The organism is Pseudogemmobacter hezensis, assembly GCF_013155295.1.
Classification (GTDB): domain Bacteria; phylum Pseudomonadota; class Alphaproteobacteria; order Rhodobacterales; family Rhodobacteraceae; genus Pseudogemmobacter; species Pseudogemmobacter hezensis.
Window position 1 is genome coordinate 63,531 of the sequence record NZ_JABJXT010000015.1, and the last position, 19,986, is coordinate 83,516.

The following is a 19,986-nucleotide window of genomic DNA, read 5'->3' on the forward strand; positions in this document are numbered from 1 at the left end:
ATTTCTATAGTGACGTGCGGGTCGAAACGGCTCATGAATGAGCGACAAGCGCCACTGATTGAGCGCCGCCGCAAAAGGTGCGATCTAGATCACGGCGTTCTTCCTACAGTAATAGTCCACATATTGACGAAACATGAGCACTGTCAGACCTGACAGCGCCCATGTTTTTTGTGCTATCTAGCGGATCAAATATTGATAGTTTGTCCGTCTGCGGGGACGATCAGCATATCTGAAAATCCCTCGTCCCGCGCAAATTTTCGCAATTCCGCTCTCGTAAGCACACAGTGATTAACCGCCTCCATATGTGAAGCGACAAGTATTGTCCCAGGTGAAGCCCGATGAACTTCTAAAACGTCAGCAGCCCCCATGATTATTCCGTCATCCAACCCTGCGAGCTTTGCATCACCGGCATTGAGAATTGCATATTGGGGCTGGTATTCGTCGAGAACCTCGGCAACATCGGTATTCCAGATCGTATCTCCTGCGAGATACACTGTATTATGCTTATCTTTTTTGAAAACAACACCACAAACACTTCCTAACACATGACCGGCAACAGCGTACGCTTCATCAGTGCCATGGCGCCCATTGGTACGGATCAACTGGACATTCTGAAAACTGCTGGTCTTAGACAGCACACGCACATCTTCAAATCCCTGCGATCTGATGATTGTAGCGTCTTCGTCATTCTGAGAAAATATTGGCATGGATTTCGGCACTATGCGTTGTGCAGACTTGTCCCAATGGTCTTCATGCAAGTGAGTAACAATTACAGCATCCACATCGACAATGTCTTCAATGGGAAACGGCAAATGCACCAGTGAATTTCGTTCCTGACTATTTACCGTCCCCTCGAATCCCGGCCATGAGTGACGTTCAGACAGCATCGGATCAACAAGAAAGCGGACGCCACCATATTCAATGCGCAACGTTGCATTTCTGATCTGTGTTATTTTTCCTCCACGCGCATCGTCAACGGCATTTTCGGCGCGGGCGGGCAGCGACATAGCGGCAAGAGTCGTACCTGAGAGCACGAAGAATTCTCGTCTGGAGGTCATGTTTTCATCTTTCGGTAACGCTTGATACTTGCCCTGAGTACCGAACTGTATGATGGTCACGCTATTGGCGAAACCGACATTCAGGTGGGCAATATCGACACATGAGAACAGCAGAAGTCGGCATCGTCTACTACAACGGCGTCCTACAATCAGCCGCTTCGGGGATCGCAGACATCTTGGAAGTTGCGAACCGCATCGCCCGCGCAAGGGATGAGGGCGCTCCGCAAATCCGTGTCACGCATCTGGCCGCCGACGACAACGGCTGCGTTGTACCTGTGGGCTTAGATAAATCGGAGCCCCGACAAGGGGACATCTTATATGATGTCGTCGTGCTACCGCCGTCTCTCGAAGCCCCCCCGAATCTGGAGGCGCCCACACTACTGAAGCGCTGGTTGCGTGACCGCCACAATACGGGGAGCTCTCTCGCGTCGGTCTGCGTAAGCGTATTTTTACTGGGTGACACTGGTGTTCTGGATGGTCGAACAGTAACCACCCATTGGGTATATGCTGACGCCTTCAGAGATCGCTTCCCCAATGTTCAGCTCGACACTGATCGTCTGCTTATCGATGGTGGTGACATCATTTCCGCTGGAGGCCTGATGGCATGGACTGATTTGGCCCTGAGATTGGTCGACAGATTTCTTGGGCCAGTAGTCATGGCCGAGACATCCCGAATGATGCTGATAGACCCACCTGGCCGCGAGCAACGCTATTATAGCAGCTTTGTTCCCCGAATGACTCATGGCGACGCGTCAATTCTGAAAGCTCAACATTTTATACAGCAGCAGGAGGGGAAGGAGGTGCGCCTTTCCATCCTTGCCGAACGCGCCGGCCTTGAAGAAAGAACATTTCTGCGCCGCTTTCAAAAAGCAACTGGGTTCACCGCATTAGAGTATGCGCAAAGATTGCGAATCTCGAAAGCGCAAGAACTTCTTCAATTCGGCAAACTATCTATCGAGCGAATAGCATGGGAAGTAGGATATAGTGATCCGGGGTCATTTCGGAAAGTGTTCACACGAATAGTCGGATTACCTCCGCTTGATTATCGAGCTCGTTTCAAGGCTGAAGCATCACGACAATAGATTTACACCTCTTGGTCCCTGCGTGAGTTGCCTGAATGGGTTGTTGTCAACGGCGGATCAAAACCAAGCCAGTTGGTGAGTACGCCATGGCACACAGCCTTAAGCCATACCCTGGCCTCTGAACCAGCCGACCTCGTCGCGTATGGTTTCGGCGATGGGGCGAAAGGTCAGGCCCAGTTCATTGCGCGACTTCTCAGGGTTGAAACGGGTGCGCTCGGCCTCGGCGCGCATGGTGCGGACGGTGGCGAGGCTCAGGAGTGCGGGGCGGCCCGTCACGCGGGCGATGATCTCTTGCAGTGCCGCGATCGGCCAGAGCACCGCGACCGGGATCTGGCGCCTTGGCGCGGGTATGCCGGTGACCTGCTCATAGATCCGCACAAGATCGGGCATGGCGATATGGTGACCGGCGGCCAGATAATGCTCACCCCGCCGCCCTTTTTCCGCCGCTGCGACCAGTGCAAAAGCCACGTCCCGAGCATCGACGAAGGAAAATGTGCCCGGAGGGATACCGGGTAGTGCGCGCCGCAGATAATCCAGTGTGAACTGGCCCGCTGCGGTTGGCCCCAAATCGCCGGGGCCGTGCATCCAGCCCGGCATGACAAAGGCCGCGAACATCTCGGGGTGATGGTGCAGAAAATCCTGCACCACACGGTCTGATTGCATCTTGCTGCGATAATAGTCGTCGGCATCGCGCGGGTCGCGGGCCATGCTTTCATCGATCAGCGCGCCGCGCGGCCCGTTCACCACCGCAATCGAGCTGGTATGGATGAAACGCCGCACACCGGCCGCATGGGCAGCGGCGATCAGTTCACCTGTCGCATCGACATTGATCCGCTTCAGCATTGCCCAGTGCTTGCCGCCGCCATAGCTCTCGCGGAAATAGGCGGCGGTGTGGAATACCACGTCACATCCGGCCAACGCCGGGGCGAATTGCGCGACATCCTGCATGTCGCCTTCAATGATCTCCAGCCCGCCGATCTGGCCGAACTGCGCCACGGCCTTGCTGCGCGACCGCGCCAACGCCCGCACCTTCACACCGCGCTCCAGCAAAAGCCGTACGAGGTTATTGCCCAGAAGCCCGGTTGCGCCGGTAACAAAGACGGTCTGCATATTGATACCCTGTGCGGCGCGGAATGCGCCTTGTCCCGCATCAGATAGGCGAAACCGGCTTTGCGCAGAACGCATGTCATGGCAAAACAGGTTTGCGCATGCGCAAATCAAAGTCGGAGGTGCGGGATGAACTGGGATGATCTTCGCCTTTTGCTGGCGGTGGCGCGGCGCGGCAGCTTTCTGCGCGCGGGCGAGGCGCTTGGCATGGCGGCCTCTACGCTTTCGCGCCGCATCACCCAGCTTGAGGCCGGGGTCGGGGCGGCGCTCGTTGAACGCGGGGCCGATGGCACCAGACTGACCGCGCGTGGCGAGGCTCTGGTGCAAGCGGCGAAGGATTTTGAAACCGCGCTGGCCCCGTCGCCTGAAGCGGGAGGGCTGTCGGGGCGGGTCAGAGTCACTGCAGGCGAAGGATTTGTCGCGCCGCTGACAGATATTTCGGCGGAGTTCACCGCTTTGTATCCCGGTTGCACCGTTGATCTCTCGATTACAGCCGATCTGGTGAAATTGACGCAAGGCGCGTCCGATGTCGCCATCCGCACTCTGCATCTGGGCGAGCCCTCGCTGATTTATCAGCGCCTGACGGATGTTGAGTTTCGGATCTTTGCCGCACCCAAGATCGCGGCCCGTCCCGGTCTTCGGCCCGAAACGCTGCCGATGATCGGCCTGCTTCCGCCGCTGGACCAGTTGCCCCATATGAAAGCGGCGCGGGCGGCGGGGTTCGGGAACATCCGCATCCGGGTCTCATCCTTTACCGCGCAACTGGCTGCGGTTCAGCGTGGCCATGGCGCTGCCGCTCTGCCCTGCGCACTGGCGTCAGATCTGGTTGAACCCTTCTCTGATCAGACCCTGCCGGGGCTGGAGGTTTTTCTGGTCACCCGCCCCCAGTCGTTGCGACAGCCCCAGATAAGAGCCTTTGTAGACCTGCTGAAGAACCGGATGCTGCCGAAATCGCACGACTATTAAACTATCAGCACATCCTGTCCGTGATACTCTTTGAAGAGCGGGGTACAAATACCTTCCGCATCCAGAACGTCTCTGAGTTCAAAAATGCGACGCCGACCCAACCAAGAATCTGGTCAAGCGCCGTCCCTTTTCCACGCCACGGCATCCTATTCACCGCACAGCGGCGCCCGAGACCTTCCTTACGCTGACATTCCGCGCTTCCATTCTCCTAGCCCCTTTCCGGGGATGGGATATTGGAGACGATGGCGGTCAAGCGGAACAGGATCAATATCGAGGTTACACCCTCGACCGGACCGGAAACGGACCGGAATGATCCCGCACCCAAAGACGATGCCTTGATGTTGCTGGCTCGCCTGATTGGTCGCCAGATCGCCCGCGAGCAGTTCGAGCGTAAATTGGCAGCGGAACGCAAAACTCAACGCCACCTGCGTAGCTGACGTACTAATTCCCTTGTATCTATACGTGTAATACGTATTATATCGGCAGACCTATTCTCTTGGAGTCTGCGATGCCGACCACAACCTCCCTCGAATTTCAGCGCAAGTTCGGACAGTATCTGAACGAATCTCACCGTGAGCCGGTAGAGATCACGCGACATGGCCGACGCGAGTTTGTGCTGATGTCGGCCGCCCAATATGACGAGTTGCTGGCAGCGGCGAAGCGCAGCGACAAGGCCATCGAAGCCGCCTCCGACCCTGAACGGAATTAAGATACCTCCCCCGACACGGAGCTTGAAAGGACTGCCGATATGACCCGCGTTGCGCTCTATGCCCGATATTCTTCCGACAATCAGCGCGAGGCGTCGATTGAGGACCAGTTGCGCATCTGCCGCGAGCAGGCGAAGCGCGAGAAGTGGAAGATCGTCGGCACCTACAAGGATGCTGGCATCTCCGGCGCAAGCATGATCCTGCGCCCCGGCATCCAGGCGCTCCTTCAGGATGCGCAGGCTGGCCAGTTTGACATTGTGATGGCAGAGGCACTGGATCGCATCAGCCGCGATCAAGCCGATGTCGCCACCTTCTACAAGCACCTCAAATTCGCTGGCGTTCCCATTGTCACGCTGTCCGAGGGCGAGATCAGCGAGCTTCATGTCGGTCTCAAGGGCACGATGAACGCGCTGTTCCTGAAAGACCTCGCCGCCAAAACCCATCGCGGCATTCGCGGGCGCGTCGAGGACGGAAAGTCGGGCGGCGGACTGTGCTTTGGCTACAATGTCGTCAAGCAGCTCGATGCGCGCGGCGATCCCATTCGCGGTGATCGCGAGATCAACGAAGCCGAGGCGAATGTTGTCCGGCGCATATTCCGCGAGTTCGCCGCCGGCGTCGGCCCCCGCACCATCGCCCGCACATTGAACGAGGAAGGTGTCCCCGGCCCGGCTGGCAAGCTCTGGAGCGACACGACCATCCGGGGCCATGTGAAGCGCGGCACGGGGCTGGTGAATAATGAACTTTATATCGGTCGTCTGATCTGGAACCGGCTTCGCTATATCAAAGATCCATCGACCGGAAAGCGCGTGTCACGCCTGAACCCGGAATCGGACTGGATCATCAAGGATGTCCCGGAGCTGCGTATTGTCGATGACGAACTCTGGCATTCAGTTCGTGTCCGGCAGGGCGAGATCGCCGAGAAGTTTGCCAACGTCACCGAAGCCGTGCGCAAACACCACAAAAAGAACCGCCTGAACGGCACACGTCGGCCGAAGTCCCTCCTGTCCGGCCTGGTGTTCTGCGGCTGCTGCGGAGGCCCCTACTCGCTTCGCGGCGCTGATCGGTTCGCCTGCTCCAACCACATCAGCAAGGGCGCCTGTTCGAACAGCCGCACGATCCGGCGTGAGGAACTGGAAGCCCGCGTGCTCTCCGGCCTGAAGGACCGCATGATGGCGCCTGAGATCGTCGAGGAGGCGATGCGCGCCTATGCCGAGGAAACCAATCGGCTGAACCGGGAACGCCGCTCCAGCGGCGATGCCTGGAAGGCAGAACTGGTGAAGATCGAGAAACAGATCCGCGGCATCATCGAGGCGATCAAGGCCGGCATGTTCCACGAGAGTATGAAGGCTGAGATGGACACGCTGGAGGCACGCAAGACCGAACTAAACACCCTGCTGGCCGACGCGCCAGAGGACACACCGGACATTCTGCCAAGCGCCTCAGCGATCTATGCGAAGAAGGTTTCTGCCCTGACCAAGGCGCTCAATCGCAAGGAAGAGCGGCAGGAAGCGGCGGAGACATTGCGCGGCCTGATCGAGAAGATTTCGCTGACGCCGGGGCCAGAACGCGGCGAGATTTACGCGACACTGCACGGCGAGTTGGGCACAATTCTCAATTGGACGGAGCGGCAAGTCATTGGAAATGCTGCAAAAACAACAAAACCCGCAGCGGATGCTACGGGTTTGTCGTTATCAGTGGTTGCGGGGGCGAGCAACCATCTCAAATTGCGCCTTCTCTCAGCATATCGCTCCCTCCTTGAACGGTCAGCTCTGGAGAAATCCGTAGGCCTGCTTCGTACCGCTGCGTAGTATTGGTCCCACTAAAGCGTCGTAGCTGATAGGGTGGAACTCCGTTCCGGTGTAGGGTCATGGTACGGCCCTGTTTCAACGGATACACTGGTTGTTGAGGGTTTACGCATTCGACGTTCAGACTGCAATTTTCAGTTCCTACGCAGTAGCGAATACGACGATTTTATCTTCTATGGCGCATATTGACTTCATATACGCTAAAGCGTATTCATCTCTTATGGCAGATTTGGCGCGCACCCCAAGGCAGATAGGCACCATCATCCAGCGAGAGCGCAAGAAGCGCGGCTGGACCCAAAGTGATCTGGCCGCGCGTGCCGGCCTGCGGCAAGCGACGATCTCGACCATAGAGACGGCCGAGAAACCAGCGAAGCTGGAGTCTCTCCTTGCCGTTCTGGCCGCCCTCGATCTGGAGTTTCAGATCACACCCCGCTCGAAGGGCGACAGGACAGATATCGAGGATCTGTTCTGATGGGTCGCCGTCCGGCCTGGCAGCCCTTGCGGGTCTACCTGAACAACCGGCGTGTCGGCACGCTGAACCGTGCGGGCAATGGCGCGATCCGGTTTTCCTACCATGACGATTGGCTGGCCTGGGAGAATGCCATCCCGGTCTCTCTCTCGCTGCCTCTGCGGGAGACGCCGTGGCATGGCGAGCCGGTTCTCGCTGTTTTCGAGAACCTGCTGCCGGATTCCGACCGGGTCCGTCGGCTTGTCGCCGAAAAGGTCGGGGCTCGTGGCACGGATGCTTACAGCCTCCTCTCGGTGATCGGTCGTGACTGCGTGGGCGCCTTGCAGTTCATCCCTGGTGACGATGACGTCCCCGACAGCACCGGCCGCATTGAAGGTGAGGCGGTTGATGACACCGCCATCGAGAGACTGCTGCGGGGCCTTGGCCAGGCGCCGCTCGGCTTGTCGCGCGATGACGATTTCCGAATTTCGGTGGCTGGTGCACAGGAGAAAACCGCCCTCCTCTGGCATGAAGGTCGGTGGAAGAAGCCGCACGGAACCACCCCGACAACCCATATCTTCAAGACACAGATCGGCCACCTGCCCGGTGGAATTGACCTGTCCGACAGCGTCGAGAATGAATTCTACTGCCTCAAACTTGCCGAGGCGTTCGCACTGCCCGTCAATCAGGCCCACATGGCAACATTCGGCGAAACGAGGGCCTTAGTGATCGAGCGCTTTGATCGCCTGTGGGCCCGCGGCGGTCGCCTTCTGCGCCTTCCGCAAGAGGACTGCTGTCAGGCACTGTCCGTCCCACCCACGCTGAAATACCAGAGCGATGGCGGCCCGCGCATGGTTGATATCATTGGCCTGCTCCAGGGCAGCGACCGCCCCGTTGAAGATCAGGACACCTTCCTGAAAGCACAGATCATCTTCTGGCTGATCGGCGCAACGGATGGCCATGCGAAGAACTTCAGCCTCTGGCTCAGCCCGGGCGGCAGCTACCGCATGACACCGCTTTATGATATCGTCACAGCGCAACAAGCTCTTGATGCCCGGCAAATCGAACAAAAGCAGATGAAACTGGCGATGTCTATCGGAGACAACCGTCACTACGTCTTCGACAAGATCCAGGGGCGACATTTCGTGCAGACCGCAGTGCGGGGTGGGATGTCCCGCCCACGTGCGATCAGGCTGCTTGAGGAGGTACGGGACCACCTTCCAAAGGCTCTCGATACGGCTGCCAGGAGCCTCCCGCCCGGATTCCCCGGTGCCCTAGTGGAAAGCGTCTCCGTCGCGGCCATTGCGCGCAGCGAACGCCTTATGGCGTTCGAGACGTAGAAACGGCTTTTCCCAATGACTTCTGCTCCTTCAGATTGGGCAGCAACTCGGATGCGTAAACAACTCGAATAGTCCCGCGATATCTCAACGATTAAGCCTTAAGCCACAAGGCTTTCGATCTCAGCGGCTATGGGCGTGATCAGGTCAACGTCGACATCAGGTGATAGCTGACAGAGATTTTTTTTCAGGCTATGACACAGATACTTACAGCGCATGAACCTGTGTCGAGCCGAATGTAGAGCAGCCGGTCAGGGTCTGATGCGCGCACCATCAAGAAGGCAGCCGTTGGAATCGACAGCACTGAACGCGCTACCTGACACAAACTCGCCCTCAACGGTTGTCGAAAGATGGCGAGGCCCCCAGTTAAGCTCAGCGTAGAACCAGCCTTCGGATACAGTCATTCTGATGGTGCCACGCAGCCGCTGCGAGTTGGTTACACCACCACTATAGATCTCAGGGGCGATCTCGCGCAGTTGAACCCATCCCTGTATCGAGCGTGGAAGTCGCTGCGGGGACATCGAGCAATCTGCGATGTATGCCCATGCACCTACAGGCGTCTCCTCCGCAAACAGAGGAGACGGAACGCCAAGGACAAGAGCACAAGAGAGTGTCATGCCCGGGAAAAATGACCGCATGCCGTTCGATCTCATTTCGTTTAGTGGTTTCGTTCCGGGCGGTCAAACGCGTTCTATGCTCAACAAGAATGTCTGGGTGGGCCATAGAACATGATGACGGCTCCCATGCTCATCCGCAATTGTGCAATGCTTACGAAGCAAGTGCTGCAGGCCATCGCTGTCCAACAGCGAGATGCGGCTCTGGGTGATCCGTTCCACGGAAGTCCAATGGTCGTATTTGCCACCCAGACCAAGCAAGACTGAGCCAGTGCCGTGACCCTGGACATGAGATTGTAGCACTGACCAGAATTCGCTGAGCCCGCTCGGCGCACTTCTATAGGCCAATTTTCGGCAAATACGCACACCAGTTTCATTGTTCAGGAAGCCTGATGCTGCGTCGAGCAGTCGAGCGAGAACTCTGACTGTCATCCCCTCCACCAATGCATCGACAAGACGGCCCTCTGCTTCAAGCTGAGTGCAGAGACAATGAAACAGGCCCCTCGTCTGCTTATCGCTTAACCGCTTCGGGCTGAGTTGGAGCGTGGTGTTTACGACTGAATAGACGCCACAAAGACCGTCGAGGTTACCCTGCATGCGCGCGCGTGGAGCACTTTTCTTCATTAGCTAGCCTTTGCGACAATCACGTAGTTGCCTTCAGCCCAGGAGGCCATATCAGGTATTTCCAGCGATACTTTCCATCTACCGCCAACGGCGAGGATTTGTCTGTTGGCCTAGGCACCTCGCATCTGCGGGATCAGGCTGGGCCACTCGACCCCGGAAGCGGCCGCAGCATAGACTGCATCCGCATCTGTGTAGCGCTCAGCGTCAGAGACGGCCCCGAACCCGACATAGTAGAAACGGTTCTCCTTCGGTCCTTTGAACTCGCAAACAAGGCTGTTGCCGCCTGACCCGGCGGTGCCGGTTTTCCCCCAGGTTACTCTCAGGTCATTGTTCTCGATGACATCCACGGAATGCGTCAGCGGAACAACGCGCGGGTTCGGTCCCGAAATGACCATGTCCCATGTGGATTGCGACCAGATCGAGGACAACTCGGGGTGTGCCGAATCCGCGAGAGCTGCCACCACACGGATCGGGCCGACAGATCAGCCGTGCAGATCACCATCGGCAAAAACAGTCAGAACTGCGCCACTGGGTTCATAGCGGAAAGAGAAGCGACGGCGTGGCAAGGGCACCATGCCCTCAAGTCTCTCCAGCGTCGCCTGAATACCGCGGGAGCCCAGAAGGGCCATAACATCATTTTCGATCTCGCCGCTTCGCCCAAGAAAGCGGACCCGCACCCGACACACCCCCCGCAGACCGAGTTCCAGATACGAAACCTCATCGGATGCCAAGGTATGCTGTGACCCCGGAAGAGTATGATCCAAGATAGTATCTGCCACGGGTCTAGCGGTTGAGAGATGCGTCTTCGACGATCCATGAAACCAGATCCGGGAAGGATATGCCCCGGTGCGACGCAAGCTCCGGCAGCAATGACGTCGGCGTCATACCTGGCTGGGTATTGATCTCAAGCCAGATGACCTCACCGGTCTCAGGATCGTACCGAAAGTCTGATCTGGTCACGCCGCGACAGCCAATCGCACGGTGGGCCACCTCTGAGTAGCGTCGGACTCTCTCCTCGACATCCAGCGGAAGCACTGCCGGACAGATATGCATTGAGCCTCCTGCCGCATATTTGGCATTGAAATCGTACCACTCCCCATCTTTGGTCACGATTTCTGTGATGCCGAGCGCCTTCCCACCCATCACAGCGCAAGTCAACTCTCGACCGGAAACATATCTCTCCGCCATCAAAGAAGCAGGCTCGCCCTGATGAACCGGCGGAGCATCACCGGCGCGAACAATCCGTACGCCACAAGACGATCCGTCAGAAACAGGTTTCAACACATATGGCGGCCGCATCACATGCGCCGCTGATGCGTCCGAAGCGGTCACCTCGATTGCTTCCGCGACAGGGATACCGTGAGCAGCAGCGACATGCTTTGCATTAACTTTATGCATTGCAAGTGCGGAAGCCATTACACCTGAATGAGTGTATGGAATTCCGAGGCCCTCCAGAAGCCCCTGCACAACGCCATCCTCGCCACCGGTTCCGTGCAGTGCATTGAAGACAACTGTCGGCCGAACCTGCAGAAGCTTTTCGGCGATATCGTCGGCAACCTCCAAGCGCGCCACACGATATCCCGCCGCTGTAAGTCCTTCAGCACAGGCTTTGCCAGATGCGATGCTCACCGAACGCTCCGAGGAACTGCCTCCCATCAAGACTGCGACGAACGAATCCATATGAGCCTCCCGATACTTCAACGTCAGATAGACGACAATTGATTCACTCCTTCAACGAAAATCAGTAATTCACGGGCCCAACAGAGGCACAATCAACCTATCCGATACAATTTCTACATCAGGTTGATAATTGGGAAAAATAGATATACCTATTGAAAATCGGAGAGATGTTCGGTAGTCACATAACACACCTGAATTGGCGGTTGTAGCTCAGTTGGTTAGAGTACCGGCCTGTCACGCCGGGGGTCGCGGGTTCGAGCCCCGTCAACCGCGCCATTCAATAGAACCATCCTTATAGAGAATGGATCTGTGACCCATTTTCCCGGTCGAAAATATACGGACTCTCATGCGGCAAACACTAATTGCCTCCGGCAATCTCACGATAATCATATGCAACTCGTTCGAATGAAATACTTGCTGCCAACCTCAATTGGTCGGCAGCACAGTTTCCTCTGATCAATTCGACGGCTTCAGTGATCAGGCTGGACTGAAATTCTTCTCATTTCACGCACAATTGAGTGAACACCCGATGCATGGGCACCTTTCACAGTAACCTCGTCGCCATCTTGCACGAAGGCACGAAGGTCAGGCAAGACTCCATCTGCGGCCTCATACCAGACGTATGGCTTCCGCAATTCGCACGCCTGAAGCGCCTTTCTGTACTCGTCCCCAACGAAGAAAGCCATATCCACATTGCAATTATTCAGCAGTGACAAAACTTCCGTGTGACAGTCCATACTGACAGCTCCCAATTCAAGCATATCGCCAAGAACAACGACCCGGCGACCCGCAGAAGGACGATCTGCCAGAGCTTTGAGAACAGCAATCACCGCTCCAGGCGCTGCATTAAAGGACTCATCAAAAATACGAACTTCTGGCCCATCGGGAAGAATGACGTTATGAACCCGACCACGTCCGTCGAGAGGTGACCAACCGGCCAAGCCCGCTATAGCTGGCGCCCAGTTTTCGTACAGATGAGAGGCCGCCGCAATAGCCCCTACTACGTTGACCGCGATATGTTCGCCGGCGGCAGGAAGACACACGTCAATCTCTGTGCCTCTTACACTCACCCGAAGCCACCCTGTGAGCGGATCATAGCGTTGCAAGCGCCAGTCGCTGTCTGCGCTCTTCCCGTAGGTTATTAAGTTGTCTGTAACTTTTTTTGCCTCTTCATAAAAAACCTCAAAGCATTCGGTGTCGCGGCAAATCACGGTCGCCCCGCCACTGGCGAGGCCTGAGAACACACCAGCCTTTTCACGAGCGATCTCCTCGAGCGAATTATATGCCTTTCGATGGGCGTTCGACACATTGGTGACAATAGCGACATCCGGTCGGCATATATCGCTTCACTCTTTCACGCGTCCCGCCGCTATTTCTGCAATGATATTGCTCGCACTTGCGGGCACAGTCATGATTGTTTCAAGAGCGCCCAGCAGAAGATTGCCGTTATTGAAGGTCATATGCGTTTTTCCGACCCCCGGGATGCCTGACAAGACCTTTTCAATCAATGCGGAGGTCGTGCTCTTGCCTGCGCTTCCAGTCACACAGATTACATTTCCGGAAAACATGGCTCTGGCCTCGTTGGCGACACGTCTAAAGGCCTGCGTTACATTTTTAACTTTCAAATGCGGAATGGCAGGCGATACAGGATCACTTCCAACACCAATAGTGATGCTGGCAGATCTCTGAAATGCCAGTCTCTGTGATCGCTCCACCCCATAGCCTACCCCCTCAGCGACTACAGCAACGGAGTTTCGGCGCAAACGGTCCGGGTGATAGGTAAGGCCGCCGAAATCACTTCCAGTGACAGGACCAGTTAAAATGCCCCCAGTTGCCGATACAAAACTTTGCATATCAATAAGGTTGACTTCAACCAGATCTCTAGCTTTCCCGGATCGAATACTGGCGAAAACCTCGTCGTGCCTTCCCTTTTCGAAGCCATAATGTGCAAGAACACATTCTTGTTTCCCCTGACCGTCCAGTGCCAGACAAATTCTGTGCGATCCTCCGAATTCAAGGCCCCGTGAAAGTATTGACCTGGCGCAGGCTCGGGCCTCCTGCGACCCGTTCTTCAGCTGGAAGGAAAAATAATGCGCGACATCACGAAGGCATGTAAACTGTTCAATATCATCAAACCCCCTAACATTACACAGATTGGTATTATTCAGCCCCTTTTGTGCAAAAGACGCATTTATAGCACGAACCGCTGAAGGCGCGCCGCCATGTAGCATGACCGCCAGAACAACGGCAGCACTTTTTCTGCTTCCATCGGGGATTTGATCCGCGATCGTTGACATCGTGTGGCTACCGTCTGGCGGAATATCGGAGAGTTTCAACCGATTCAATCTCCCACTGCTGCGGTAGATCTGCCGATCACGACCAGAGGTCATGGCTTCAAGCTTCAAAATGAACTGCGCAAAGGCCCCTGGCTGCACGCGATAAAGGTCATTCCTACAATGCAGGATTTCACCATCCCATACACGTTCAACATAGTATCCGGGCATCTCGAACCCTCTTAATTCCGGCGCAAAAGTGCGCAGATGATTGAACTTTCTCCCATCAAGGCGATGGGTGTTATTTTAGAAAACTGATCACTTCTGTCCCGAAAGATGCTTCAAAACCCTATCCATTCCGATTGAGTTTGACGCTTTCAGGAGAATCACGTCACCGGATTTCAACCTTCCCGGCAGGTCGTTGATCAGATCTGAAACGCCTGTGTAATGGGCGGCGCGAAGGGTGCTGCCAATGGCCTTAAGCTCATCCTGCAACTCCGACATCAGCTTCCCACAGAGAAGCACATCATCGGCTCGCATCTCTCGGATATACGGTGCCAATTCACGGTGGTAACGTGCGGCCTCCGCGCCCAGTTCAGCCATATCCCCAAGAATGAGGATACGGCGTCCCCCCGTGTTCATGTGAGAAAAGGTCGAAATGGCAGCCTGCATCGACACCGGATTTGCGTTGTAAGACTCGTCAACAACCGTAAGCCGTTTCCCCTCAAATTCAACTTGAGACACTGCACCGCGCCCCTCTACAGGCTGGAACTCGACCAGCCCCTGAAGGAATGGCTCCAGAGCGCCGCCCAGCAACAACCGGACCCCGATTGCGGCAAGGCTGTTCATCGCCATATGCAACCCGGGCGCCGAAATCTGATAGGACAGTTCTTGTCCATCTGGCAGCCTGGCCCTAACCCTGCCTGTCTCATGATCATAGGTCAGCAGGTGAATATCCGCATCGGCGCTCTGTCCAAAGGTCATGACATGAACGCCACGGCGAGCCGCACGTTGGCAGAAAATGTCGTAGAACTCTATTTCACGGTTGAGCAACAGCGTCCCACCGGGATTGATGCCCTCCACAATATTCGCCTTGCGTCGGGCAACTGTTTCCAAACCCGATCCGGGACCGGTGATATGTGACGGTGCGATATTGGTCACAATGCCAATATCCGGACGTACCAAGCGGATGTTCTGAAATTTCGGCGCATTGATCGCAGTGACCGCCGACTCGACAACGACCAGATCTGTGGTGGCAGGTGTATTCGCCAGGAGATGCAGAATTCCGACGCGAGAATTGTAGTTCAGCGTCGAGTTACAGACCACCCTGCGATCCTTGGCCATCGCGGTAGAGAGCATCAGGCTTTGCGATGTCTTGCCGGCGCTGCCTGTCACAGCAACGACATGGCCCTTCATCCGGTTTCGGGCCACGGCTCCAAGCTGGATCAGGGCATGGAGAGGGTCTGCAACCTGCAGCAAAGGGAAGTCCGGCTTCAGCCCCTCGACGGGGCGGGACACCATGGCTCCGGCAACCTTGTGCTGCAAGACCGGCAACTGATCCCGGATATCCCAGTACTTCCCGGCGGTAAAATCCGACAGCTCGTGCCGCATCGCCATGCGCTGGTCAATAACTGCAAGGAGTTTCGGAGCTTTTATATCCCAATTCCCGAGTTGGCGGGACTTATGGGTCACCGAGCGTACGAACCAGCCCTCTGGCGGGCGGACCACCCATTTGCCGCCGGTGACCTCCTCAATCTGCTCGGCCGTCCACAGGATCTCTGGTGTAGGACTGATACTGTCCAAAGAGGGGATTTCATATTGAGCGGGGCTTGCACGAAGCACCGCGAAACCGGCCTTCGGCGACAACTCAAAGCGCACCCTGTGCGGCAAGGGGAAGCGGTCTGTTTTCCCGAGGTGACTGACCAGCCCAACAGAGAGGGTAAGCGTCTCATCGAGCCAATTGCGAACCACGGAGGGCCGCAAGGTGTAGAAATCGCGATAAATCTGACCGGGTTTCCAGCGGCTGACGGGCCACATCCAGTCACAGGGGTCATGAGAACAGCCCAGCCCCCAGGCTCCGACCGGGCCCGGCGTTTCGGTTTCGGCCCGAAAGTCGATGCGCCAGTCACAATCGATCGCCTCCGGAGCACGCCACCAGGATTCAACGGAAATCAGCCCGATGCGGTTCAGACGTTCGGGTGCAACCCGCAAGCCCAGAAGCTCCATCGGGCCGATACGCATCGGCGCTGCCAGACGAGCATCCGCCGGCACCTCCCGGGCCAGCCATTCCGGGCGGGGCTCCCGAAGGGTCGGGACCGGCCCGGAAGCCTGCGACGCCGGTGCCGGGCGGCGGGCCAGACGAGTGCGGTCCGGGGGGGAAAGCGTGAGATAGCCTTCACCATCGCTGGTGATATCCAGCTTTGTGCCAAGGGCGGCGCATTTCTTTGCAAACTTGCGCAGCGCCCGCTCTCCCGCTTCTGGCCCCAGCGGCAAGGTGCGGCAGAATCCGACCTCAAGTGGCAGGAAGCGCACTCCGATAACGCCGCGATGATCAACCTCCAGCGTGAAGACGCCACTGTCTTTGTCGGGCCGCGTCAGGGCGTCGAACAGAAGATCCCCGGCATCATGCAGGATCGGCCGATCCTTATAGATTTCAATCCCCTGCAAGAGGTGTGCAGAGGCTCCCAGAACCGCATCCGCGCCCGCGTCGATCAGCGCATGCCCACCTGCGATCTCGTCGGCAGCTGGCTGGTGAAGATTGTTTGCGCCCCAATGGATCGCCACCAGAACAATGTCGGCCTTTTCCCTGGCCTCGGCGATACGGGGGGCCATGATTGCAGCCCAGTCCTGCGGCCGCTTCGGGTCAACCCATGCGGTACCGGGCGTCTGCTCATCTGCGGCAAAGCTTTTCTGTGTCGCATCCAGCGCGAAGAAAGCTATATCCAGTCCACCTGCCCGACGAAAAACCGGCCTGAATGCCTCCTCTCGCGTGCGCCCGGACCCGGCATGGCCGATCCCCGCCGCATCAAGCCACTTGCCCTGCTCCACCAAAGCCTCAGGGCCGTAATCACCGCTGTGATTATTGGCCGTCGCAACAATATCGACCCCGCCCCGGAGCAGCGTATCGACCATCTCGGGGCGCGCGCGGAAATAATAGGAAGACCTTTCTCCCTTATCGACACATTCCGCGCCACAGGTGGCGACAACACATTCAAGATTAACAATTCCGAGATCTGCCTCGGCCAGAGGTTTTATCCGGGAGAGCGCGTTCCGGGCATTGGCGAGACCAAAACGATAATGGAACCGCCTTCCGATATTCACATCGCCGCCCCAGGCAATCGTAACGGGTCGCTCAGACTTTTCTTTGTGGCTCATTCGTATTCTCCTCGCCTGTGCCGCACCCTTGAAGGCAAGACGTGTTTTCATTTTTTGCAGTCGGGATCGCGGTGACCGGATCCACTTCGCGATTCCGCCGATAATCCGTTTCTGCAAGCGACTGTTCCCTCACAGCGCCCAAAGCATTCGCGAGGAACATCCAGAGGAAGGCAGCGCAGGGAAACAAAAGCAGATACCACAGCATCACCGCGCCTCCGTTTGCCCCATAGCCACAGCCACCTCACTCGCAGCGCCCGCATCCCAATGTTCTCTCTCATGGCAAAAGAGCAGACCGCAGCGTTGCACTGCGTTTTTTAGGGGCAAGAGCATGTCCAACATCGCTCCAAAATCGCCAGCCTCGCTCCGCTCAGCAAAGCTGGCTACGACTGCGACAAGCAGGGCATCCTCGACCGGATAATTGATCAGTGACGGGCGCAACCGGGCTGCCACATCAAGGCATTGGAGCAAATCACGTTCTGGCCGCTCGCGCCAGGGCCAGTCAAATCCAAGCGGCTCCCATTGCCAGAGGCTCCAGTTGCAGATCAGCCGCGCCCCCTCCGGTTCACACCCCATGCGGCGCGCCGTCATTTTGGGAAGAACTATCTGTGAGGGTCGGTGCCGCAACCATTCCATGAGCCGAGGCCAGGCAGCCTCCAGCCCGGCGCAATCCGCGACCTGATCATCCCTCCTCGTCACCCCCGACAGCATCGGCCAGTCAACAGCGGCTGCCCTTTCGGGCAAGCGTGCGCGGGATCGCAGATAGCGCGCGGCAAGATCGTCAGTGATATCACAGCCCAGAATCTGCCCGCGCAGGGCCAGGGTCGTGTTGCGGTCCATCATCGGCGTGGACCAGCCATATTCCTGCGGCCAGTGGAATATCAGGGCAAGACTACCATCGACATCGTGTTTGCCCAGCAGGACAGGTGCGGGCCAGCCCGGAGTGCGAAGCGTCAGGAGTTCGGCTTCGTGCTGTCCCAATCCAGCCACCGATTGATGAAAAAGGCGGATCATCAGGCCGGAGCCGGGCTTCCCGGGACGTGCCACAAGATAGGCAACCTTGCCCCGCTCTGCCCAATGTGTCGCGGTCGGATCAAGTAACAGGTGTTCCGCACCCACCCCGGCAAGCAACGGCTGCAACCAACTGTCCCGGCGATCTTCGGCCAGCAATGTGGCGAGACCTGCCTCCCTGCGCAGCGCTGCCGTGACTGGCCGATCCGCGACAAACAGCGCCTCGACCCGTTCTTTGCGGCGAAACAGCACGCCCAGCGAAGACGCCGACATCATCAGGAATATCAGGGTCTGGCGGGCAAGAAGCAGCGCGAAAAACACGGACCAGAAGGACGGCATCGTGCCGTGCCAAGCATCACGGATAACCCATGCGACCAGACAAATGAAACCGATACCCCACCACGCCTTGCTGCGCAGCTCTGAGGTGAAGCCCTGTGGCGCTGCGGGGGGCAGAATGGCGGCCACCAGCGCCCCGATGATGACATAGAGCACCAGGACGACCAGCAGGGCCGAATAGCTTATCGCGATCAGAACCGCGGCAATGATGCTATAGGCTAACATGGCAAACAGCCGCAGGATGCGCCGGTAATCACTTGCGGCACCGCCGCGCAGACTGTCGGACAGGCCCAGTTTGCGGTGTCGGTCGATAATAGTCGCAGACGCCCGCTGACACATGCTGGCCCCCGCTGCCTCGGCCACCAGATGCGTGCAAAAGCAGATCAGAACCAACGCCATGAGGATGCCCACAACCGGCCCTGCGCCAAGCTGGCCGAACGTCCCTTCGAACCGCTCCGGACTATGACCAAGGCTTAGCGTGGCCAGAATGTTCCACGGCAAAAGCAACGCCAGCAACAGGGTGATCTGCGACAAGATGAAAAGCAGGGTGTAGACTGGCAGCGGCCAGGTCAGTTCTGCCTGCACGCTCCGCCCGATGCGCAACAGCCAGAGGACCGCAGCAGGTGAGAATGCGCCTCCCCCCGCCGCGCTATGCGCTATTCTGGCCAGTAGCGCGCTCACTGCGTTGCCTCACGCGCGCAATCCGCTGCCGCGCGCGGGCCCGCCTGACCTGTCAGATTGTGATGGCCCGGTGAACTGGCTTCTGCCTCTCGCAATTCTGCCCTGTGCCCAAGACCCCGAAGTCCCTGATAGAAACGCTCCTGGAGATAGAAGGGCGTCACCGTGTCTTCGTTATTGCCCATAATGATGATGCGACGGGTGGGGTCCGCCGTCACACCGTCGAGATGATCCAAAGGATCATAGGGAGTTGGCAGGCCAGTCGTATCAAGCCCGGGCCGCAGCGGGCGGCCTGCAGCCTCGCGCAGGACGGCGGCGCGTTCCAGCAAGCCAAATGCCCCCGAAGTCAGCACCGCACAGGCGATGTCATCGCGCCCCAGCGTCAGCAGTGCAGCCCCTGCCGTTGCTCCGCCACTATGTCCCAACAGGACAAAGCGCCCTATCCGGTGATCGGCACGGATGTCATCCAGCGCATCGTTGATGGCAAGAAATTCGCCTGCCTGCCGCCGCAGCCGGTGATCCCCGCTTGCACCGAAGGTTCCCGGCCGGGAAATCACGATGGTCGGGAATCCCATATCCTGCGCGAGCGAGCGCGCCAGTGCGGTCTGCGCGCTGGCGGTGTTTTGTGGAATATCCTCCGGGTCGCGGTTCAGCCAGGTGTCGCGATCACCGCGCAGAACAACAATCACCACCGGCGCATCATCAATCGCTCCACCGGCGAAATAGCGCAGACATTCGACCCCCCCGGCATATTCCGCCCAGACTCCGCCCTCTGACAGCGCACAGGAATCACGCGAAGGCTCGCCTCCCCAGGGCAGGGCCTGCTCTGCAGAGGCATGAGCCGCTGCGGCCAGAGACAGAGCGATGGAAAGGGCTGCGCGGATCATG

Annotated in this window: 18 protein-coding genes and 1 tRNA gene; 8 read left to right on the forward strand and 11 right to left on the reverse strand. The window is 57.6% G+C overall.

Translation table 11 applies throughout. The annotated features are described in order from the left end of the window. Window positions 1–185: 185 nt before the first annotated feature. On the reverse strand, window positions 186–1,058 hold the full coding sequence (locus HOY34_RS16020; protein WP_253944508.1) for an MBL fold metallo-hydrolase: 873 nt from the start codon (window positions 1,056–1,058) through the stop codon (window positions 186–188). Window positions 1,059–1,159: 101 nt separating this feature from the next. On the opposite strand from HOY34_RS16020, the gene HOY34_RS16025 reads away from it, so the two are divergent. Then, entirely contained in the window at window positions 1,160–2,140 is a 981-nt protein-coding gene (locus HOY34_RS16025; protein ID WP_172364621.1) for a GlxA family transcriptional regulator, read from the forward strand. A gap of 99 nt (window positions 2,141–2,239) precedes the next feature. On the opposite strand, the gene HOY34_RS16030 is transcribed toward HOY34_RS16025, so the two are convergent. Continuing rightward, window positions 2,240–3,250 (reverse strand): SDR family oxidoreductase, encoded by a 1,011-nt coding sequence (locus HOY34_RS16030; RefSeq protein ID WP_172364623.1) that lies wholly within the window; start codon window positions 3,248–3,250, stop codon window positions 2,240–2,242. Between the two features lie 126 nt (window positions 3,251–3,376). Here HOY34_RS16030 and HOY34_RS16035 point away from each other — a divergent pair, with 126 nt between their 5' ends. The 6 genes from HOY34_RS16035 to HOY34_RS16060 all read left to right on the forward strand — a co-directional run bounded on the left by HOY34_RS16035 (window position 3,377) and on the right by HOY34_RS16060 (window position 8,513). After that, complete coding sequence (locus HOY34_RS16035) at window positions 3,377–4,213, forward strand: LysR family transcriptional regulator (RefSeq protein ID WP_172364625.1); 837 nt, start codon at window positions 3,377–3,379, stop codon at window positions 4,211–4,213. Between the two features lie 242 nt (window positions 4,214–4,455). Next, the gene (locus HOY34_RS16040) at window positions 4,456–4,650 is read left to right on the forward strand and encodes a hypothetical protein (RefSeq protein WP_253944509.1); all 195 of its coding nucleotides are present in this window, start codon (window positions 4,456–4,458) and stop codon (window positions 4,648–4,650) included. Between the two features lie 71 nt (window positions 4,651–4,721). Next, a complete protein-coding gene (locus tag HOY34_RS16045; RefSeq protein ID WP_172364629.1) occupies window positions 4,722–4,922 on the forward strand; it encodes a type II toxin-antitoxin system prevent-host-death family antitoxin in 201 nt (66 codons plus the stop codon). Window positions 4,923–4,961: 39 nt separating this feature from the next. After that, the gene (locus tag HOY34_RS16050; RefSeq protein WP_172364631.1) at window positions 4,962–6,728 is read left to right on the forward strand and encodes a recombinase family protein; all 1,767 of its coding nucleotides are present in this window, start codon (window positions 4,962–4,964) and stop codon (window positions 6,726–6,728) included. 94 nt (window positions 6,729–6,822) lie between these two features. Further along, window positions 6,823–7,197 (forward strand): helix-turn-helix domain-containing protein, encoded by a 375-nt coding sequence (locus HOY34_RS16055; RefSeq protein ID WP_253944510.1) that lies wholly within the window; start codon window positions 6,823–6,825, stop codon window positions 7,195–7,197. Continuing rightward, window positions 7,197–8,513, forward strand: a complete 1,317-nt coding sequence (locus tag HOY34_RS16060; protein WP_172364633.1) for a type II toxin-antitoxin system HipA family toxin — start codon at window positions 7,197–7,199, stop codon at window positions 8,511–8,513. Before HOY34_RS16055 ends, HOY34_RS16060 begins: the two co-directional genes overlap by 1 nt. A gap of 677 nt (window positions 8,514–9,190) precedes the next feature. On the opposite strand, the gene HOY34_RS21860 is transcribed toward HOY34_RS16060, so the two are convergent. From HOY34_RS21860 to HOY34_RS16075, 4 genes are all read right to left on the reverse strand, one after another. Beyond that, a complete protein-coding gene (locus HOY34_RS21860) occupies window positions 9,191–9,748 on the reverse strand; it encodes a hypothetical protein (RefSeq protein WP_216654793.1) in 558 nt (185 codons plus the stop codon). 110 nt (window positions 9,749–9,858) lie between these two features. Then, window positions 9,859–10,209, reverse strand: a complete 351-nt coding sequence (locus tag HOY34_RS16065) for a hypothetical protein (RefSeq protein WP_172364634.1) — start codon at window positions 10,207–10,209, stop codon at window positions 9,859–9,861. A gap of 21 nt (window positions 10,210–10,230) precedes the next feature. After that, entirely contained in the window at window positions 10,231–10,479 is a 249-nt protein-coding gene (locus HOY34_RS21865) for a hypothetical protein (protein ID WP_216654794.1), read from the reverse strand. 52 nt (window positions 10,480–10,531) lie between these two features. Beyond that, on the reverse strand, window positions 10,532–11,428 hold the full coding sequence (locus tag HOY34_RS16075) for a D-alanine--D-alanine ligase (RefSeq protein WP_172364638.1): 897 nt from the start codon (window positions 11,426–11,428) through the stop codon (window positions 10,532–10,534). 199 nt (window positions 11,429–11,627) lie between these two features. Between HOY34_RS16075 and HOY34_RS16080 the strand changes: the two genes are divergently transcribed. Beyond that, window positions 11,628–11,704, forward strand: a tRNA-Asp gene (locus HOY34_RS16080). A gap of 194 nt (window positions 11,705–11,898) precedes the next feature. On the opposite strand, the gene HOY34_RS22465 is transcribed toward HOY34_RS16080, so the two are convergent. From HOY34_RS22465 to HOY34_RS16105, 5 genes are all read right to left on the reverse strand, one after another. Continuing rightward, complete coding sequence (locus HOY34_RS22465; RefSeq protein ID WP_366926974.1) at window positions 11,899–12,768, reverse strand: Mur ligase family protein; 870 nt, start codon at window positions 12,766–12,768, stop codon at window positions 11,899–11,901. 6 nt (window positions 12,769–12,774) lie between these two features. Further along, complete coding sequence (locus HOY34_RS16090) at window positions 12,775–13,932, reverse strand: serine hydrolase family protein (RefSeq protein WP_172364642.1); 1,158 nt, start codon at window positions 13,930–13,932, stop codon at window positions 12,775–12,777. An 87-nt stretch (window positions 13,933–14,019) separates the two neighbouring features. Next, window positions 14,020–17,076 carry a CapA family protein gene (locus HOY34_RS16095; protein ID WP_172364644.1) on the reverse strand — a complete coding sequence of 1,019 codons (3,057 nt, stop codon included), beginning with the start codon at window positions 17,074–17,076 and terminating at the stop codon, window positions 14,020–14,022. Between the two features lie 204 nt (window positions 17,077–17,280). Then, window positions 17,281–18,936, reverse strand: coding sequence for a hypothetical protein (locus HOY34_RS16100; protein WP_172364646.1), 1,656 nt, complete (start codon window positions 18,934–18,936; stop codon window positions 17,281–17,283). A gap of 161 nt (window positions 18,937–19,097) precedes the next feature. Next, complete coding sequence (locus tag HOY34_RS16105; protein ID WP_172364648.1) at window positions 19,098–19,985, reverse strand: alpha/beta hydrolase family protein; 888 nt, start codon at window positions 19,983–19,985, stop codon at window positions 19,098–19,100. Window position 19,986: the final 1 nt, after the last annotated feature.

What these genes read in the sequence shown, in the direction of transcription:
- HOY34_RS16020 (WP_253944508.1), bottom strand. Translation starts at nt 1,058, where the DNA reads ATGACCTCCAGACGAGAATTCTTCGTGCTCTCAGGTACGACTCTTGCC.
- HOY34_RS16025 (WP_172364621.1), top strand. Translation starts at nt 1,160, where the DNA reads ATGAGAACAGCAGAAGTCGGCATCGTCTACTACAACGGCGTCCTACAA.
- HOY34_RS16030 (WP_172364623.1), bottom strand. Translation starts at nt 3,250, where the DNA reads ATGCAGACCGTCTTTGTTACCGGCGCAACCGGGCTTCTGGGCAATAAC.
- HOY34_RS16035 (WP_172364625.1), top strand. Translation starts at nt 3,377, where the DNA reads ATGAACTGGGATGATCTTCGCCTTTTGCTGGCGGTGGCGCGGCGCGGC.
- HOY34_RS16040 (WP_253944509.1), top strand. Translation starts at nt 4,456, where the DNA reads ATGGCGGTCAAGCGGAACAGGATCAATATCGAGGTTACACCCTCGACC.
- HOY34_RS16045 (WP_172364629.1), top strand. Translation starts at nt 4,722, where the DNA reads ATGCCGACCACAACCTCCCTCGAATTTCAGCGCAAGTTCGGACAGTAT.
- HOY34_RS16050 (WP_172364631.1), top strand. Translation starts at nt 4,962, where the DNA reads ATGACCCGCGTTGCGCTCTATGCCCGATATTCTTCCGACAATCAGCGC.
- HOY34_RS16060 (WP_172364633.1), top strand. Translation starts at nt 7,197, where the DNA reads ATGGGTCGCCGTCCGGCCTGGCAGCCCTTGCGGGTCTACCTGAACAAC.
- HOY34_RS21860 (WP_216654793.1), bottom strand. Translation starts at nt 9,748, where the DNA reads ATGAAGAAAAGTGCTCCACGCGCGCGCATGCAGGGTAACCTCGACGGT.
- HOY34_RS16075 (WP_172364638.1), bottom strand. Translation starts at nt 11,428, where the DNA reads ATGGATTCGTTCGTCGCAGTCTTGATGGGAGGCAGTTCCTCGGAGCGT.
- HOY34_RS16090 (WP_172364642.1), bottom strand. Translation starts at nt 13,932, where the DNA reads ATGCCCGGATACTATGTTGAACGTGTATGGGATGGTGAAATCCTGCAT.
- HOY34_RS16095 (WP_172364644.1), bottom strand. Translation starts at nt 17,076, where the DNA reads ATGAGCCACAAAGAAAAGTCTGAGCGACCCGTTACGATTGCCTGGGGC.
- HOY34_RS16105 (WP_172364648.1), bottom strand. Translation starts at nt 19,985, where the DNA reads ATGATCCGCGCAGCCCTTTCCATCGCTCTGTCTCTGGCCGCAGCGGCT.